Origin of the sequence: Novosphingobium aureum, from assembly GCF_015865035.1 — a bacterium.
In the GTDB taxonomy this organism is placed as follows: Bacteria; Pseudomonadota; Alphaproteobacteria; order Sphingomonadales; family Sphingomonadaceae; genus Novosphingobium; species Novosphingobium aureum.
In genome coordinates, this window is sequence record NZ_JADZGI010000002.1 from 237,368 (window position 1) to 254,823 (window position 17,456).

At 66.9% G+C, this 17,456-nt stretch carries 16 protein-coding genes; 4 read left to right on the forward strand and 12 right to left on the reverse strand.

Translation table 11 applies throughout. The annotated features are described in order from the left end of the window. The first annotated feature begins 250 nt into the window (after positions 1–250). Positions 251–2,041: a hypothetical protein gene (locus I5E68_RS14235; protein ID WP_197165167.1), complete on the forward strand. Its 1,791-nt coding sequence runs from the start codon at positions 251–253 to the stop codon at positions 2,039–2,041. Between the two features lie 10 nt (positions 2,042–2,051). On the opposite strand, the gene I5E68_RS14240 is transcribed toward I5E68_RS14235, so the two are convergent. Next, entirely contained in the window at positions 2,052–2,954 is a 903-nt protein-coding gene (locus tag I5E68_RS14240) for a LysR family transcriptional regulator (RefSeq protein ID WP_197165168.1), read from the reverse strand. Positions 2,955–3,089: 135 nt separating this feature from the next. Here I5E68_RS14240 and I5E68_RS14245 point away from each other — a divergent pair, with 135 nt between their 5' ends. The 3 genes from I5E68_RS14245 to I5E68_RS14255 all read left to right on the forward strand — a co-directional run bounded on the left by I5E68_RS14245 (position 3,090) and on the right by I5E68_RS14255 (position 5,794). After that, the gene (locus tag I5E68_RS14245) at positions 3,090–4,223 is read left to right on the forward strand and encodes an LLM class flavin-dependent oxidoreductase (protein ID WP_197165169.1); all 1,134 of its coding nucleotides are present in this window, start codon (positions 3,090–3,092) and stop codon (positions 4,221–4,223) included. After that, positions 4,220–5,281 (forward strand): nitrilase-related carbon-nitrogen hydrolase, encoded by a 1,062-nt coding sequence (locus I5E68_RS14250; RefSeq protein WP_197165170.1) that lies wholly within the window; start codon positions 4,220–4,222, stop codon positions 5,279–5,281. Before I5E68_RS14245 ends, I5E68_RS14250 begins: the two co-directional genes overlap by 4 nt. Positions 5,282–5,389: 108 nt before the next feature. Then, entirely contained in the window at positions 5,390–5,794 is a 405-nt protein-coding gene (locus tag I5E68_RS14255; protein WP_197165171.1) for a hypothetical protein, read from the forward strand. 82 nt (positions 5,795–5,876) lie between these two features. On the opposite strand, the gene I5E68_RS14260 is transcribed toward I5E68_RS14255, so the two are convergent. The 11 genes from I5E68_RS14260 to I5E68_RS14310 all read right to left on the reverse strand — a co-directional run bounded on the left by I5E68_RS14260 (position 5,877) and on the right by I5E68_RS14310 (position 17,450). Next, positions 5,877–7,424: an efflux transporter outer membrane subunit gene (locus tag I5E68_RS14260; protein WP_197165172.1), complete on the reverse strand. Its 1,548-nt coding sequence runs from the start codon at positions 7,422–7,424 to the stop codon at positions 5,877–5,879. Further along, the gene (locus I5E68_RS14265) at positions 7,424–9,019 is read right to left on the reverse strand and encodes an MDR family MFS transporter (RefSeq protein ID WP_370463766.1); all 1,596 of its coding nucleotides are present in this window, start codon (positions 9,017–9,019) and stop codon (positions 7,424–7,426) included. Before I5E68_RS14265 ends, I5E68_RS14260 begins: the two co-directional genes overlap by 1 nt. A gap of 1 nt (position 9,020) precedes the next feature. Further along, positions 9,021–10,217 (reverse strand): HlyD family secretion protein, encoded by a 1,197-nt coding sequence (locus I5E68_RS14270; RefSeq protein ID WP_228727204.1) that lies wholly within the window; start codon positions 10,215–10,217, stop codon positions 9,021–9,023. A 516-nt stretch (positions 10,218–10,733) separates the two neighbouring features. Further along, positions 10,734–11,267 carry a bifunctional adenosylcobinamide kinase/adenosylcobinamide-phosphate guanylyltransferase gene (gene cobU / locus I5E68_RS14275; protein ID WP_323982180.1) on the reverse strand — a complete coding sequence of 178 codons (534 nt, stop codon included), beginning with the start codon at positions 11,265–11,267 and terminating at the stop codon, positions 10,734–10,736. Further along, entirely contained in the window at positions 11,264–12,733 is a 1,470-nt protein-coding gene (locus I5E68_RS14280; protein ID WP_197165173.1) for a cobyric acid synthase, read from the reverse strand. Before I5E68_RS14280 ends, cobU begins: the two co-directional genes overlap by 4 nt. A 16-nt stretch (positions 12,734–12,749) precedes the next feature. After that, complete coding sequence (gene cbiB / locus I5E68_RS14285) at positions 12,750–13,730, reverse strand: adenosylcobinamide-phosphate synthase CbiB (RefSeq protein ID WP_197165174.1); 981 nt, start codon at positions 13,728–13,730, stop codon at positions 12,750–12,752. After that, entirely contained in the window at positions 13,723–14,715 is a 993-nt protein-coding gene (locus I5E68_RS14290; protein ID WP_197165176.1) for an aminotransferase class I/II-fold pyridoxal phosphate-dependent enzyme, read from the reverse strand. The genes cbiB and I5E68_RS14290 overlap by 8 nt, the downstream gene beginning before the upstream one ends. Beyond that, on the reverse strand, positions 14,712–15,443 hold the full coding sequence (locus tag I5E68_RS14295) for an adenosylcobinamide-GDP ribazoletransferase (protein ID WP_197165178.1): 732 nt from the start codon (positions 15,441–15,443) through the stop codon (positions 14,712–14,714). Before I5E68_RS14295 ends, I5E68_RS14290 begins: the two co-directional genes overlap by 4 nt. Beyond that, positions 15,440–16,018: a histidine phosphatase family protein gene (locus tag I5E68_RS14300; RefSeq protein ID WP_197165180.1), complete on the reverse strand. Its 579-nt coding sequence runs from the start codon at positions 16,016–16,018 to the stop codon at positions 15,440–15,442. The genes I5E68_RS14295 and I5E68_RS14300 overlap by 4 nt, the downstream gene beginning before the upstream one ends. Beyond that, on the reverse strand, positions 16,015–17,040 hold the full coding sequence (gene cobT, locus I5E68_RS14305) for a nicotinate-nucleotide--dimethylbenzimidazole phosphoribosyltransferase (protein ID WP_197165182.1): 1,026 nt from the start codon (positions 17,038–17,040) through the stop codon (positions 16,015–16,017). The genes I5E68_RS14300 and cobT overlap by 4 nt, the downstream gene beginning before the upstream one ends. Then, positions 17,031–17,450, reverse strand: a complete 420-nt coding sequence (locus I5E68_RS14310) for a DUF1636 domain-containing protein (RefSeq protein ID WP_197165677.1) — start codon at positions 17,448–17,450, stop codon at positions 17,031–17,033. Before I5E68_RS14310 ends, cobT begins: the two co-directional genes overlap by 10 nt. Between the last annotated feature and the right edge of the window lie 6 nt (positions 17,451–17,456).

Sequence of the window (17,456 nt, forward strand, 5' to 3'; positions counted from 1 at the left end):
CATCGGTGCCAATGGTTTGTCCTTTCACAAGCCATCGCGGTGTACGTTTACGTGTCGATTATGTTTTCTTCCCCAAGGCAGCGCCCGGCGCATGGTCTACGCAGCCCATGGTGCGTTCGCGCAAGACATCGCTGCCATCCCCGGAAAGCATCTAAGCACAATTGAACAGATCAATTAAGGATGTTTACGAATTTCAATCGTATCACGACGATACGATCGACCTTCACGACACTTCGCCCGGGACGCGATCATGCACCAAGACAATCCCGAAATGCCGCACCGAGTTGCGCTGCCCCCCCTCCCCGCAGCGACGCGACGCTGGCGATCTGCCCTGCTGGCCAGCGCAGTCCTGATCGCACTGTTCATGGCTGGAGCAGTGGCGATCCGGCCCGATGCGTTCTATCCCGGCAACCTGCTGTTCCTCGCGCGTCATTATGCCCTCGGGCAAGACGTGCCCGTTGCAATCGGCTTCCTCGCGTCATGGCTGGCCTGCCTTTTTGCCGCATCGCGCAGCCCCTTGAGCGGCAGGCCATCACAATCTGTGCCGATCCTGCCCAACGCGCTGCTCGCTTTTGGCCTGCTCGCCATGGTGCTGGGCTGCTGGTGGCTGCGCGAAACCATCCTGTTCGATTTCGACCTCAGCCGCGACGAACAAATGGCGCGCTTCGACGCCGCGATACTTGCTGGCGGTCAGCTCTTCGCCCCGGCTCCCTCGGACTGGCAAACCTTCCACGATGCGCTCAACACACTGTTCATACTGCCTGTTCCCGGTCACGGAGCCTGGGTGTCCAACTACCTGCCGGGCAACGCCGCACTGCTCGCACTGGGCTCAGTGCTCTTGCCCGCTGCCCTCGTCGCGCCGCTGCTCACGGGAATTGCAGGGCTATCGCTATGGTCGATCACCGCGCGACTATGGCCGGAAAGTGCGGCCACCCGCAGCGTCGTTCTCTTGCTCTTCGCCGGTTCGGCGCAAGTCTGGCTGACCGCGACGACCACCTTCGCGATGAGCGCACATCTCGCCTGCAACGGCGTGTGGCTGGCATTGTTCTTGCGCGACCGGCCATGGGCCCATGCCATGGCGATGGTAACCGCGCTGCTCGCCACCGGCCTGCACCAGCCGCTGTTCCACCCGCTTTTTGCCGGGCCGGTGTTGCTGACAACTTTGCTACAGAAACGCTATCGCCTCTTCGGCGCCTACACGCTGGCCTATGGAGCCATCGGCCTGTTCTGGCTGGCATGGCCGGGCTGGGTGGCTGGGCTTGCGGCCAGTTCTGCCGCCGGGGCAGGCCCCGCAATCACCGCAGGCGAGCCCGTCACGTTCTTCGAGCGGCTCGATTCGATCCTGCGCGTACCGCACCCGACCTCGCTGTGGATCGAAGCTGCAAATGCGTTGCGCTTCGTCAGCTGGCAGCATGTCCTCGCACTGCCGCTCGCCATTTTGGGAAGCTGCGTTGCATGGCGTCGTCGCGAAGCGCTGCCGATTGCCCTCGCAACGGGTATCCTTGCCCTTTTCCTCGTGATGACGCTGCTCCTGCCCTTGCAGGGCCATGGCTACGGCTATCGCTACGCGCATGGCCTGATCCCCAGTCTCTGCCTGCTCGGTGGGTATGGATGGAACTGGCTGGAGGGCCGCAAGGCCGCGCCGCCGCGCGCCATCGTGCTCGCGAGCCTCGCCTCCTTGTGCATCCTGCTGCCGGTGCGGGTGGTCATGGCGCAGCAGTTCCTCGCCCCGCTCGCCGCGCTCGACCGCAAGGTTGCACAAGCGGGCAGCGATATCGTCGTGGTCGAGGACGAGGGCCTGCTGTTCGGCGACAACCTCGTGATCAACCGATCCGACCTGTCGAACCGCCCGGTCCGCCTGCTCGCCAGCAAGCTCTCGCCGCGCGACATTACCCGGCTGTGCAACGACCACCGGATCGCTTTCGTCGATGCACGCCAGATGACCGAAGCGCGCGCCCTTTATGGCCATGCCGCCCTTCCCTCGCCCGGAGAGCACATGGCCTCGCTTGTCGAGACCGCGCGATTGCACTGCAAGCTCTAGGCTAGAAGGTCTAGCCGGGAACGGTCTTGCAGATCGCACGCAGGATCGTGACCAGCGCCAGTTCCGCCTGCGTCAGGCGCGCCTCGGGTCGGCGGAACAGGCCGGTCGGTCGCTCGTAGCGCGAAAGCCCGAGGTCGAGCGCGACCAGTCGACCGCTGTCGATCTCCTGCGCAAAACTGCTGCGGTCGCCAAGCGAAACGAAGGGGCCGGCGAGCAGGCATCCCTTGACCAACCCGAGCGATGAAGTCTGCAAGGCGATCGGCGGCGCGGGCAGGTCGCATTCCTCGAACATGCGTCGCCAGCCGCTCTCGAGCACCGGATGTTCGGGCACGATCCAGCGCGCCCCGGCAAGGTCCGTCAGGCTGGTTCGCCCTTGCCGGGCAAGCGGATGATCCGCGCGCATGATCACCCCGGCGCTTTCCATCGCCAGCTGCTCGAAGACGAGCTCGCCGATATCGAGGCCGGGCGCCCTCGCCGCGAACACGAGGTTGACCTGCCCTGCGCGCAAGGCTTCCAGCATGTCGGCCAGCGCCCCTTCGCGCACAGCCATGCGTACTTGCGGATGGCTGTGCGCCATGCGCGAGAGGGCCTCGGGAATGCGCTGCATGGCAAAGGCGGCATCGCAGCCGATCACCACCGTCTGCGCCGCTCGCCCACTCAGCGCCTGCACTGCCGCCAGCGCGCGATCGCGCTCGGCGATGATAAGCTGCGCACGCGGCAGCAGCTCGCGCCCGGCGCCGGTCAAGGATATCCCGCGCGCGCCACGTTCGAACAGTGCCTGTTCAAGTCCGGCCTCGAGCAGCTGGATGCTGCGCGTGAGAGAGGGCTGCGAGACCGCGAGGGCCTCGGCAGCGCGGTTGAAACTGCCGCTGAGTGCCACGGCCACGAAACGCTCAAGCTGCCTGATATCCACGCCTCGCCTTCCTTCGCCCGCTGACCGGCCCCAGTCCAAGCTATCAACTTATTGCATAACACTACGCAAGTTTCGTCTGGAAAAGCTATCGCACTGTGACACCGTCAAAGCCAACAGCATTTCCAGGAGATATCCGTGAGCACAGCGCCCGAGAGCGACCTCGAGATCGTCGGCATCGTCAACCACCGCGGCGGTGCGGTCGGTGAAGCCCCCAGGGGGCCCGACTTCGATCCCGAACACATCCGCCGCTCGGCACTCTCGCAGGAGGCTGCAGGCTACGACCGCGTGCTGATCGCCAATGCCGCGACCATGCCCGAGAGCTTTGCCACCGGGGCCTACCTTTCGGGCATCACGCAAAAGCTCGGCTTCATGATGGCGCATCGTCCCGGTCCGGTGATGCCGACTTATGCAGCGCGCCATCTCGCGACACTCGATCGCCTCAGTCAGGGGCGCGCCGCAGTCCACGTGATCGCCGGGGCCGACGACCGCGAGGTACAGGCCGACGGCGCCTTCAACACCAAGGAAGAACGCTACCGCATCGCCGCCGAATATGTCGAGGTGATGCGCAAGGTCTGGTCCTCGCCGGAACCGTTCGACTTTGACGGCGAATTCTACCGCTTCCGCGATGCCTTCGCGATGGTGCGGCCCGAGGGCGGCGCCATGCCGGTCTACTGGGGCGGGACCTCGGACCTCGCACTCGATCTGTGCGGCAAGGTCGCCGACGTCTACGCGCAGGGCGGCGACACTTTCGCAGGCGCTGGCGAGCTCGCGGCCAAGGCCCATGCCGCAGCCGCGCGCCATGGCCGCGAGGTCAAGGTGCTGATGACCATGGTCATCCTGCTCGGCGAAACCGAGGACGAGGCCTGGGCGCGCGCGGGCGCGCTCTACGACAAGGTCACCGGCCAGATCGCGGGCGGCGCGCAAGGGATCGTCATGGGCAAGCACGACAAGCAGGGCGACAAGGCCGCAGCCGGTGCCTTCCAGCGCATGCAGGCACAGGCCGAGCAGGGCGACCGGCTCGACCGCTGCCTGTGGACCGGGCTCAACAAGGCCTACCAGGGGCGCGGCAACAATTCGGTGCTGGTCGGCACGCCGCAGCAGGTGGCCGACAGCCTGATGGAATACCGGCGCCTCGGCATCACGCGCTTCCTCCTGCGCAGCCCCGATCAGGACGCCGACGCCGCACGCATCGGCGGCGAGCTGGTACCCGAGCTGAAAGCGCAGATGGCAGCGCTGGCCTCTGCCGCGACGGCAGGCGCACCGGCATGAACGAGATGAGCGCCCTGCCCTCTTCAGGCGATAATCCGCCGCCCGGCCCTTACACCCTTGCCTTGTGCCGTCCGCCGACGATGAGCGTGTTCGACCAGACCGGCTGGCCGCGCCGCGAGGTGCTCGATGCCAATATCGCGATCATGGCCGACCATGTCAGGCAGGCTGCCGAGGAACATGGCGCGCGCCTGGTGGTCTTTCCCCAGTTCGCGCTGACGGGCTATTCGCCGCTCGGCCCCGAGGCCTGGGCAGGCGCCTGCGTGCGCTTCCCCGGCCCCGAGATGGAGCGACTGGGCGAAGCGGCGCGCAAGGCAGGCGCCTATGTCGCGGTGCAGGTCGCCGAGGCCCACGACGCTTTCCCGGGGCGCTACTTCCTCTCCACCGCGATCCTGACGCCCGATGGCGGGATCGGCCTTGCCTATCGCAAGAACTACTCGCTCTCGGTGCGCACCAGCCCGGTCGACGTCTTCGACCGCTTCGTCGAGACCTTCGGCCACGATGCCTTCCTGCCCGTCCTCGATACCGAGCTGGGCTGCCTTGGCGTGACCATCGGTGCCGAGCCACACTGGCCCGAGCCGATCCGGGCAATGGCGCTGAAGGGCGCCGAGGTGATCCTCAACCCGATAGCCGCGCTTCAGGGGATCGACTATCTTGAGCGCCCCGGCGCCGACATCGTTCGACCCGTGCGCGCCTTCGAGAACGTCGCCTATTTCGCGACCAGCAACATCGCGGGCGGTGCGGTCGCATCGCAGGCCTGGGACTACGAGGGCCGCGCCATCGGCGAGAGCGCGCGGAGCAGTCAGGACAGCGCCGGCCACCCGGTCTTCACGCTAGCGCGCATCGACATCGCGGCGCTGCGTGCAGCGCGCATGCGCCCTGCGGGCAACCTTCTGGTCAACATCCAGCCACAGATCCAGGAAGACCCGCGCGCCCTGCCGCTATGGCCGAGCAACACCTTCCCCGAGGCCCAGCCCGAAGGCTTCGACGCGCTCATCGAGATGGAGCAGCGTGTCTGGCGAGGCCTCGTCGCGCGCGGACGCGGCAAGGTCGGGGTCTAGGGGGGCGTGGACAAAATCGAATGTCCGGTTTGCCCCTAGTCGGCCATTCGATGCTGGCATTCATTTTTCAGATTGCGGCCGCTCTGATCGATATGTCAGGTTCCGCCCATGATACGCTATCATCCCATTGATATTGGTTTTCCAGTCGCAAGCGTCGACAGCGACCTTGTGTGTTTTCACTGGCAGAACATGGCCGCTGATTTTGTAATCCCCGGTGATGAAAATCATCTGCTGCGGATCAGCTTCGATAGCGATGCCATCGTTCGGATATTAGATGAGATGCCTCTTAGCACCGAAAGCGATCCAGCAACATGGGAGGGCCTAGTTCCCTATCATTTCGCATACAGAGTTGAAGGGGCTGCGTTCGTAGAGCAACAATCGCCGAGTTGGCGCGAAATCGTCGGGCCAGTCACACACTTCCAGTTCGTAACTGGAAGCGCCTGTCTGGACGTCCTAACACCGGGAACGCCGACCTTTGCTTTAATCCCTGACACTCAAGCAACGTCCAGTTAAGAGGCTTCAGTGCTCGAAAGTCGACAGCCTGCTTCCCACCCAAGTCGGTCGCTCGGGTCACTGCCGAATTTGTCCAAGCAACCTAGCCCCCAGCCTTTCTTTCCTGCCGGGCCACCCCGGCCTGCGCAGAGCCCGCCCCCGGATCGCTCCAGCCGAGCCCGAGCGCCTTGTTGACCGCGATGTAGTCGATCGTCAGCTGCGCCTTGGCCTGCGCGACCGAAGTCGCCGCCGAGAGCGCCTGACGCTCGATGTCGAGCTGGTCGATCAGGCTGGAGGTCCCCGCCTGGAAACGCTGGCGGTTGAGCCGCGAGGCCTCGTCCGCGCTGCGCTGCGAGGCGACCAGCCCGGCAAGCTGGCGGCGCGTGGCACCGAAGCGCGCCAGGCTGTCCTCGGCATCCTGCAGGGCTTCGAGCACGCTCTGGCGATACTGCGCGGCTGCTGCATCGCGCCGGGCCTCGGCCTGATCGACCACCGAACGGCCCTTGCCGAAATCGAGCAGCGGCCAGCTGATCTGCGGCATCAGCAGCGCAGCGAGGTTGTCCGGGTCGAGCACGTCGCCCGGGCTCGTCCCGCCAAGGCCGAGGATGCCCATGAACGAGATGCCGGGCATGCGCTGCGCCTCGGCGCTGCCGATGCCTGCGGTGCCTGCCGCCAGCCCGCGCTCTGCGGCGCGCACGTCGGGGCGGTGAGCGATGAGCATTGCCGGATCGCCGATCGGCACCGAGGCCGGAGGCAGCGGGACGGGTACGCCTTTGCCCGAGCCCTCGCTCGCGCCCGCCTCAAGCCGCGCATCGAGTTCGCCCGGCACGCGCCCGGTCAGGACCGCGAGCGCATCCTTGTAGATCGCCTCCTGCGCATCGAGCGGCACGGCCTGTGCCTCGGTCGAGGCAAGTTCGCCCTGCAGGCGCTCGACCTCGAGCTGCGAGGCGGTTCCGGCAGCGAGACGCTGGCGCGTCAGTTCGAGCGAGCGGCGCTGAAGCGCGATCGAGGCGCGGTTGAGCCGCAGGCGTTCCTGCACGTCACGCAAGTTTACATAGGACTGCGCGACCTGCGCGCTCAGCGAGACCTGCGCATCGGCGAGCTCCGCCTCACGCTGGCCGAGCGTCGCTTGCGAGGCCTCGATGCCGCGGCGCTTGGCGCCGAACAGGTCGGGCTCCCAGGAGGCGTTCGCGCCGATATTGTAGAAGTCTAGCGCAGAGCTCCCGCCCGAAGAGCCGCTCTCGCCGCCACTGTCCGAACTTTCGGACGACGAACCGCCGATCCCGGACCCGGGCAAAACCGCGTGCACGTAAAGCGCATTGGGCGAGATCGAGGGATAGAGCCCCGACTTGCCCTCGGCGAGCTTGCCGCGCGCCTCGCGGATGCGCGCCTCGGCGGCCTCGATCGTCGGGCTGCCCGCAAGCGCCTCGTCGACGAGCGCGGTGAGCAGCGGATCGTCGAGGCTCTCCCACCAGCGAGCAAGCCCCGGCGCGGCGGCGAACGCCGGGTCGCTGGCGCGCGCGAAGTGGCCGCGCGTCGTGGCGGCGGAAGCGACCTCGGGCGGGCCGTCATAGTCAGGGCCGACGGCGCAGCCGGCAAGCGCGGTTATCGCCAGCAAGGAGCCGGCAAGGCGCAAAGTTCGCGCATTCATCAGTGCATCGCTCCCATCGAGGCATTGCTGGGCAAGGGGCGCAGAAACAGCACCAGCGGCAGGACGCAGACCGTCACCATGCTCATCGCAAAGAAGATATCGTTGTAAGTCATGACCAGCGCCTGCCCCTGTATCTGCTGGCCGATAAGGCGCAGCGCAGCCTGTGGATCACCGATCATCCGTCCAAGGCCGCCGATGTAGTCCTGCACCGCCGGGTCGTTGGCATGCAGCGTCTCCTCGATCCGGCGCGAGTGGAACCACAGCCGGTTCTCCTGCAGCACCGAGATGCCTGCGAGTGCGAAACTGCCGCCGAGGTTACGCATGGCATTGAACAGGCCCGAGGCATCGGCAGCGTCCTCGGGCGGGACCGACTGGACGCAGGCCTGGCTCAGGAACAGCATGCACAAGATCTGACCGACACCGCGCAGCAACTGCGATTCGGTGAACTGCTCGCCGGTCGCCTGGATCGTCAGGCTTGTCTCGAGCCAGGCCGAGATACCCATCACCGCCATCCCGAAGCCGACCGCGAGCCGGATATCGACGCGGCGGATGAGAAAGGGAACGAAGGGCATCATCAGGATCGAGGGAATGCCCGAGAGCAGCACCACCTTGCCCGACTGCAGTGCGTTGTAGTCGGCAATCGCAGCGAGAAACTGCGGGATCGCATAAGATGTTCCGTATAGCACGACGCCCAGCGCGATACCCATCGTCGCGACCGCTCCGAACTGCCGGTCGAGCAGCAGCGAGAGCTTGATGACAGGGCGCTTGGCCGTAACCTGCCCGTAGAAGAGCAGGCCGAATCCCAGCACGCTGAGCGCCGCCATCTGCTGGATCAGCGTCGAGGCGAACCACTCCTCGCGCGTGCCCTCCTCGAGAAACACGGTCAGGCCGCCCAGCCCCAGCGCGAGTCCTGCAATGCCGAACCAGTCGGCCTCGCGGATGAGGTGCAGGCGCGACTTCTCGCTCGGCAGGCCGACGAGCAGCAGCGTGATCAGCACTGCCGAGACCGGCACGTTGAGGAAGAAGGCATAGTGCCACGAGACGTTCTCGGTCAGCCAGCCACCCACCAGCGGGCCGAGCAGCGGCCCGAGGATGGCGACGATGCCGAAAGCGGCGGTGCCGATCGACTGCTGGTGACGTGGCAGCCGCTGGGCGATGATCGTCTGCGCCGTCGGGATCAGGGCGCCCCCGGTGAAGCCCTGCCCGACACGCCCGATAATCATCATCGAAAGACTCGTCGAAAGCCCGCAGATCACCGAGAACCCGGTAAACAGCGAGACCATGATCAGCAGGAAACGGCGCAGGCCGAGCATGCGCTCGAGCCATCCCGAAAGCGGAATGATGATGATCTCGGCAACGAGGTAGGCGGTCGCCACCCAGGCGCCCTCGGTACCGGTCGCGCCCAGTTCGCCCTGGATGGTGGGCAGCGCGGAATTGACGATGGAGATGTCGAGCGTCGCCATGAGCGCGCCCATAGTTCCCGCCGCGACGGCCAGCCAGGCACCGAGGTCCGCGTTGGGCTGGCGCTGTGCAGGCGCCTTGCTACGCGAAGGACCGGCGCCCCCCCTTGCCGTCGCTGCCGGAGCACCGGCCACGTCAGTTGCTCCCGGCCTTGGCGGCGTCCTCTTGCTCCTCGATGCGGTCGAGTTCGCCTTCGGCGGCGCGGGTATCGACCGTCACCGTGACCGAGAGCCCCGGCACGAGCAGCTTGCGCGCCGCAGGGGTCGCCTCGATGGCGATGCGCACTGGCACGCGCTGGACGATCTTGGTGAAGTTCCCGGTCGCGTTCTCGGGCGGCAGCAGCGAGAACTGAGCGCCGGTTCCGGGAGAAATACTCGCGACGTGGCCGTCGATCTCGGTTCCGCCAAGCGCATCGACTGCAATGCGCGCAGGCTGCCCCGCACGCATCAGCGCGAGCTGCGTCTCCTTGAAGTTGGCGGTGACGTAAAGCTTCTCGAGCGGCACGACCGACATCAGCCGGGTGCCGGCCTGGACGAACTGGCCCACGCGCACGGTCCGGTCGCCCACGCGCCCCTTTATGGGCGATGAAATGGTGGTCGCCTCGAGATCGACGTCTGCGGCCTTGAGCTGTGCACGTGCGCCCTGCCCTTGCGCCTCGGCCTGACGGACCTGTGCCTGCATCGCGCCGACGCGCCGACGCTGCATCTCGAGCGCGGCAACCTGCTGGCGCACCTGCTCGGCCGACTGCTTCGCGGCCAGCTTGAGCTGGTCGAGTTGTTCGCGGCGCTCGGCTCCGCTCGCGACGAGCGGGGTGTAGCGCGCGACTTCACCGGCATCGTGCGCGGCCTTGGCACGGGCCGCGGCAAGCTGTGCCTGCGCCTGCTCGATTGCCGCCTGCTGCTCGGAAATGGAGGCCTTCGCATTCTCGACCGAAGCTTCGGCCTGGGCGATCTGCGCGCGCGCCTGAGCGTACTGCGCGCGATAGTCGCGCGGATCGATGCGGATCAACGGCTGGCCACCGGCGACGTCCTGGTTGTCCTCGACCAGCACGGCCTCGACGTAGCCACTGACCTTGGGCGAGATCGCGACCGTATCGGCCTCGATCTGGGCATCGTCGGTCTCCTGGAAGTACTTGCCATGGGTCTGGTAGCGCAAAAACCACAGGCCTGCCCCGAGCGCGACAAGAATAGCGGCGATGAGCAGGTTGCGCTTGGCTTTGCCACTCAACCCCTTCTTCGCTTCGGCTGTGTCCTGCGAGGCGGGTTGTCCCGCTTCGATCTCTTCACCAGCCGGCTGCTCGTGCATCGTCTCTTCGCTGCGATCGCTAGGCATTACGAATTCGAACTCCGATTGACCGACAAGCTGGCCCGAAAGACCGACACGAAGCGACTGCCCCCTGCCCGGCCCTGCCGCGTGTCCGCCGCCCCGAAAGGGTGGCAGGAGCAGTTACGACCGGGTCCGAAACGGTGACAAAACCGTCCGTGCGATTTGTGCCAATTAACTTGTCGTCGAAACCCCCATGGGATAGATTGTGCCCTCAAGAACAGAAAAATCTGGAGAGGATGATGGAACGGTATGATCCGGCCATCGGCCGGTGCCCCGTGGCAATGCTCAGTGGCGCAAGCCTCGCGGCTCTAAGCCTGTTTCTGGTTGTCCTTCATTTCCTCGGCTGATTGCAAGCAAGGGATTGAGGCACCGGATTCTGCAACAAGGACCGGCAAACCCGAATAGTCCGGGCTGCCGGTATACTAAGCATGCTTAGCATGCAAGTTGACCTTTGCACGAGCTCTCGCGATCGCGCCCATCGCCGCCCCGCAGCCGTGGTAACGGGCAGCACCTGCATGCACCTCACCCCTTCAGCGCCAGCCCCAGGCCTGCCGCGACGAAAACTACCCGACGCGCGGCCTGTGCCACGCGCTGGTTGAGCCGGCCCGCCTCGTCGCGAAACAACCGCGAGAGCGCGTGCTCGGGCACGATCCCCATGCCGACCTCGTTGCTGACCAGCGCAATCGGCACGCTGCAGGCTTGCACGGCGGCGACGAGCTTGGCCCCTTCACCAGCAACGTCGCGTCCCGCAAGGAGCAGGTTGGACAGCCAAAGGGTGAGACAATCGACTAGTATCGCGTCGGCCCCGACAGACGCAGCCGCAATCGCGTCGGCCAGTTCGATAGGTTCCTCGTACGTAGTCCAGCGTGCATCACGTTCACCGCGGTGGCAGGCGATGCGCGCCTGCATTTCCTCGTCGAACGCCTGCGCAGTCGCGATATAGGCGAGCCGCCCGCCCCTGGCCTCGACCTGTGCCTGCGCATAGCGGCTCTTGCCCGAGCGCGCTCCGCCGAGAACGAACAGCGGATAGCCCGTGTCGGCACATCTATCGCTCACCGCGCCACCCGGCGGGCAAGACCCAGTTCGAGCAGCGCCCCTACATCGAGGTGTTCCTCCATCTGCGCGGCGAGATCGTCGAGCGCGGAATCGATCAGCAGGTCATGATCACCGGCAATGCTCTTCACTCCGATCGCGGCGAGCACTGCCGCGCGAAGCGCGCCCGAGGCGAGCAGGCCATGGCAGTACGTTCCCATGACCTTGCCATCCGTACTGATCGCTCCGTCGAACCGGGTTCCTTCGAGCAAGGCGAATGGCAGGTCCGTGGCGGGTCCGGTGGTCTCGCCGACATGGATCTCGTAGCCATCGAAGATTGCCCCGAAGGCACTGCCCCGTACCTGTCGCAAGGTCTTGTCGGCCCCCAGCAGGGTTTCGGCGTCAAACAGGCCAAGCCCTGCGACACTCTCGCCCTTGGCTCCTTCGACGCCCAGCGGGTCGCTGATCGAGCGGCCGAGCATCTGATAGCCACCACATATCCCGAGCACGGCGCCTCCACGCCGCCGATGGGCGAGGATGTCGATATCCCACCCCTGTTCGCGCACGAAGCGCATGTCGGCGATGGTCGCCTTGGTTCCGGGCAGGACCACCAGCTCGGCGCTGGCCGGGATCGGTTGCCCGGGGGGAACCATCACCAGGTCGATCGCCGGTTCGGCCTTGAGCGGATCGAGATCGTCGAAATTGGCAATGCGTGGCAGCATCGGGCATGCCACCATCACCCCGGCGCGACCGACGCCCGCATCGCGCTCGAGCACGACCGCATCCTCGCTGGGCAGGCGCGCAACCGCGTTGGTCCAGGGCATCACACCATAACCACACCAGCCGGTGCGTTTCGCGATCTCGGCATAGCCATCCTCGAACAGCGCCGGATCGCCGCGGAACTTGTTGACGATGAAACCCTCGATCATCGCCGCATCCTCGGGATCGAGGACCGCGCGCGTGCCCGCAAGCGCCGCGATCACCCCGCCGCGATCGATGTCGCCAACCAGCACCACGGGCACCTGCGCCGCGCGCGCGAAGCCCATGTTGGCGATGTCTCCTGCGCGCAGGTTGATCTCGGCGGGCGAGCCAGCGCCCTCGACGACGACGAGATCGCATGCCGCCTCGAGCCGGTGCCAGCTTTGCAGAACCTCATCCAGCAGGTTGCGCCGCGCCTCGCGAAAGTTCGCCGAACCGAGCGTACCGCGCACCTTGCCGTGTACCACCAGCTGCGAGGTGCGGTCGGCCTGTGGTTTAAGCAGCACCGGGTTCATGTCGGTATGCGGCGCAACCCGTGCGGCCAGCGCCTGCAAGGCCTGCGCGCGCCCGATCTCTCCGCCGTCGCTGGTCACTGCGGCATTGTTGGACATGTTCTGCGGCTTGAACGGGAGCACCTTCAGCCCCCGATTGGCAAAGGCCCGGCACAAGCCGGCCACGAGTATCGACTTGCCGACATCGGAGCCGGTCCCCTGCAGCATCAATCCGCTCACACGCGCTCCCACATGATCAAACCGCCCCAATAACGTTAGCGCTAACAGTTATCACCGGCACGAGCCAGAACATTGCGCAGGAACCAAGATAGACTGCAAGGGCGCGTCCCATTGCGGCTGCTCCCGCTGGCTCGCCGTCGCCGATCCATGGCTTGTCGTATTGTAAATTCTCGTAGCTTACCGGCCCTGCCAACCGTACGCCCAGAACACCGGCCATGGCCGCTTCGGGCCAGCCTGCGTTGGGCGAGGCATGCCTTGCGTGATCGCGCCGCATCGTGCGCCACGCCAGCCGCGCAGTGCCGAAGCGCAGGCCCGCCATGCAAATCAGCAGGCCGCTGAGCCGCGCGGGCAGCCAATTGAGCACGTCGTCGAGCCGGGCGGCCGCCCAGCCGAACCACGTGTAAGGCGCCTCACGGTGTCCGATCAGGCTGTCGGCGGTGTTGATCGCCTTGTAGCACCACAGGCCCGGCAGCCCGCCGACGACAAGCCAGAACAGCGGCGCGACGATCCCGTCGCACAGGCTCTCGGCCAGACTTTCGATGGCAGCGCGCGCTACGCCAGCTTCGTCCAGTTCGGCGGTGTCGCGTCCCACGATCATGCCGACCGCCTTGCGCGCCGCCACGATGTCCTGCGCCTCGAGTGCAGTGCGCACTCGTGCAAAGTGCTCGTAGAGACTGCGCTGGGCGAGCCCCGGCCAGGCGAGAAACCCGATTGCGATTGCCTCGGCGATCTGGCCTGCCGGAGCTGCCAGAGTGCCTGCCGCTCTTGCGGCCAGCCATGCCCCGCCGCCGGCTAGCACGAGCAGCACGACTACCGTCGCGATGCCGCCTGCCCGGCCCGGCACCGGTCCGGCCTCCGGGCGGTTGAGCGCACATTCGCAAGCAGAGATGACGCGGGCGAACAGGCCGACCGGGTGACCGACGAGGCGATAGAGCCACGCGGGCCACCCCAGCAAGGCATCGAGTACCAGCGCAACGATGACGAAAGGCTCAGCCACGCCGCAGCACTTCCCCGAGCGCATTGTCGAGGCGCATGGCCTGCGCCTCGTCGCGCGGCAGTCCGAAGCGCAGCAGGCGCGGATGATCCGCAAAGCTGCGGGTCAGGATGTGACGGCGCCCGAGCGCTTCGAACAGCCCCCCGGCGCGCATGTCCTCGACGAGACGGAGCAGCGGCGAGGCACCGCGTGCGGCAAGGCCGTGACGGGCCAGCAGCGCATCGAGGGCAGCCGCTTTGGCCGCCAGTTCTGCGCGGGTCGCTGCAATCCAGGTATCATCGGCATAGGCAGCGCTTGCGAATGCGAGGGCCGCAGCGCTGACCGGCCAGTCGCCGCACAATGCCCTCAATTTCGTCAGCAGCGCGCGCGGTCCCAGCACGAAGCCCAGCCTGAGCCCCGGCAGGCCAAAGAACTTGCCGAACGAGCGCGTCACGACAAGGCGGCGATCATCGCCGACGAGGGCTGCGACGCTGGAGCCGGGATGGCATTCGACGAATGCCTCGTCGACGAGCAGCCAGCCGCCTCCTGCCTCCTGCTCCTCGAGCAGGGCCGCGAGCGTTTCCGGGTCGAGCAGCAGCCCGTCGGGGTTGTTCGGATTGGCGAGAACCAGAACATCGGCGTCCTTCCCTCCCGACGATCTCGCAAATGCCTCGGCATGGGTCGAATAGGTCAGCGCGCGATGCCGCCCGGGCAGGCCCAGAAGCATGCCCAGCGCTCGCAAGGCCACTTCGCTTCCCGGCAGAGCCATGCACAGCTGCGGATCGACACCGAAGAAGTGCGCCGCGATCGCCTCGAGCCGGGCGATTTCCTCGGGATCGGGCAGGCAGGACCAGTTCGGCAAGGGCGCGCGTTCGATCGGCCATGGGCACGGGTTGATGCCGGTCGAAAGGTCGAGCCAGTCGTCACGGCGTCCGCCGAATCGCGCGCAGGCAGCGGCGATGCGCCCGCCGTGCCCGTTGCCCGTCGAGGCGGTTGCTGCCCGGCTCACGAAACCACCATCACGGCAAGTACGAGCGTCTCGACCACCTCGATGCCGCCGCCGTGCCCGTCTCCCGAGATCCCGCCGATACGGCGGCGCAGCCAGGTCCCCCACACAAGCGCCGCCGGGATCGCGCAGAGCAAGGCGGGCGAAACCAGCCAGGCCAGCAAGCCAAGAACGAGCAGCCAGACGACCAGCGTCTGCCAGTTCGCCCCTCCGCCAAAGCGACTGCCCATCCCCTCGTGCAGCGCCGGGAGCCAGAGCGCCCAGCCCAGCGGCGCGATGCGCGCGGCCAGCGGAACGCAGGCGATTGCTGCGAGTGCGGTTGGGGTCGTTCCCTCGCGATCGAGAAAGATAGAAAGCAGCGCGAACTTGGCGATGAGCTGCAGGGCGATCACCGTCACCGCGAAGCTGCCGGCATGCGGGTCGGCAAGCACTGCCGAAAGGCGTTCGCGCCCGGCATGGGCCGCGCCCGCGCCATCCGCGATGTCGCCCAGTCCGTCGAGGTGCAGAGCCCCGGTCACCGAGACCCAGGTCAGGAGGACCAGAAGTGCACCGCCCTGCCCTCCCCCCAGCAGCCGGACGCCGACAAACGCCGCTAGAGCAAGACACAGGCCCAGAACCAGACCGGCGAGCGGAAACCAGCGGATCGCGCGCGCATAGTCGTGCGCCTCGGCCTCGATCCGCGGCATCGGAAGGCGCGTCATGAGTTGCAGGGCGGCCACCAGCGACTTCATCGCAAGGCTCCGGTGTCGAGCCCGACGACCTGCCCGCTCCAGCCCCCGCTCTCCCAGATGCGCAGGCTCAGCAGCGCGCCATAAGGAAGATCGAGCGCCCAGACCTGACGGTGGTCGAGCCCGGTCACGAGCGCCAGCGCGGCACGCATCGCACCTCCATGGGTCACCACGAGACTTCGGTCGCCGAGCGGAGAGAGTGCGCGCGAGACCCTCTCGCACAGCTGCGACCAGCGTTCGCCACCGGGCGGCGGGTTGTCTTCGGGATCGGCCCAGAAGCGATCGAGCAGGGCTGGATCGATCGAGCCGGGAGCCACGCCATCCCATTCGCCGAAGTCGAGTTCGCGCCACTGCGGATCGATGGAAAGCGACAGTCCGGTCGAGCGCGCAATGGCTTCGGCGGCTACGCGGCATCGCTGGAGGTCCGACGATGCGAGGCTCGCCAGCGCCAGCTCGTGAAAGCTTCGCGGCATCTCGCCCCAGTCACCGCGCGCCAGTGGCATGTCGGTATGGCCGAGCAGTAGTCCGCTCACCTGCGGCGCGCCGTGGCGCAGGAGGTGGACGAGGCGCCCGCTCATGGCTGGGGAGCCACTGATCCGGCATTGACCGCGGCCTCGGCGAATGTCGCCATCTGCGCGTGGGCGCCTAGCGCACTGCGCACGATCTGGACTGCCACCGCCGCCCCCGACCCCTCGCCAAGCCGCATGCCGAGGTCGAGCAGCGGATCGAGACCAAAGGCCTCCAGCAGGCGCGTGTGCCCGCCTTCCGCCGAGCGATGCGCGGCAAGGCAGTGATCGAGTACGCCCGGCGCATGGACATGGAATGGAGCCACCGAGGCACAGGCGATGAACCCGTCGAGCAGGACCGGAATGCGATGGCGGCGCGCGGCAAGGATAGCGCCTGCCATCGCCGCGATCTCGCGACCGCCGAGCCGGCGCAGCGTCTCGAAGGGATCGCGGCAATGCTCCCCATGCAGGGCCAGTGCCGCCTCCACCGCCGCGACCTTGCGCGAGACGCCCTTGTCGTCAAGCCCGGTTCCGCGTCCGCACCACTGGGAAGCAGTGCCGCCAAGTGCCGCTGCGCAAAGGGCTGCTGCCGGGGTCGTGTTGGCAATGCCCATCTCACCGACGAAGACCAGATCGGCCTTCGCATCCACGCTGTCTGCACCCGCCTGCAGGGCAGCGAGGCATTCCGCCGCGCTCAGCGCCGGTTCCTCAGCGATGTCGCCGGTCGGACGGTCGAGGTCGAGCGCATGGACCGAAAGCTGCGCCCCACACGCGGCGGCAAGCGCATTGATCGCAGCCCCGCCGCTGCGGAAGTTGGCGACCATCTGCGCGGTGACGGCCGGCGGGAAGGCGCTGACACCGCGCGCCGCGACGCCATGGTTCCCGGCAAAGACGATGGCCTGGACCGTGTCGAGCCGGGGGATGCCACGCCCCTGCCAGCCGGCCATGAACAGTGCGATCTCCTCGAGCCTTCCAAGCGATCTCGCAGGCTTGGTCAGCTCCCCCTGCCGCGCCCGGGCTGCCGCGATGGCAGCATCGTCTGGCTCCGGCAGATCGGCGAGGCTGGCGAGAAAAGCGTCTCGGGTCAGGTGCATAGATAGCCCTCCGGTGGGGTGCGGACGATGAAGTGGCCCTTCACGCCGGCAGGCCAGTCGCGGTAGGGCACGCGTCCCTCCTCGCTGGCGGCGTGGTGCGCTGCGTATTCGAGCAGGGCCTGCGCGGCCTCGGCTCCGGGCACGAAGTCGCCCAGCACGTAGCCGACCTTGCCGGGAGCCCTGAGCTGCACCGTGCAGTGGCGCGAGCAGGCGAAAAGGCAGGGCATTTCGTGGACCGCGACTTCGGCGAAGCGTTCGTCGTTCGCTCTGGCAACATGCAGCGCCTCGGCCAGCAACGCGCCGCCTCGGCGCCCCTCGCCATCCTCGCGCGCTTCGGCGGAAAAGCGACAGGTCGAGCAGACGACGAGGGCGCTCGCGCCCCCGCCCTCCTCGCCGATCGGCTCCAGCATCCTGGG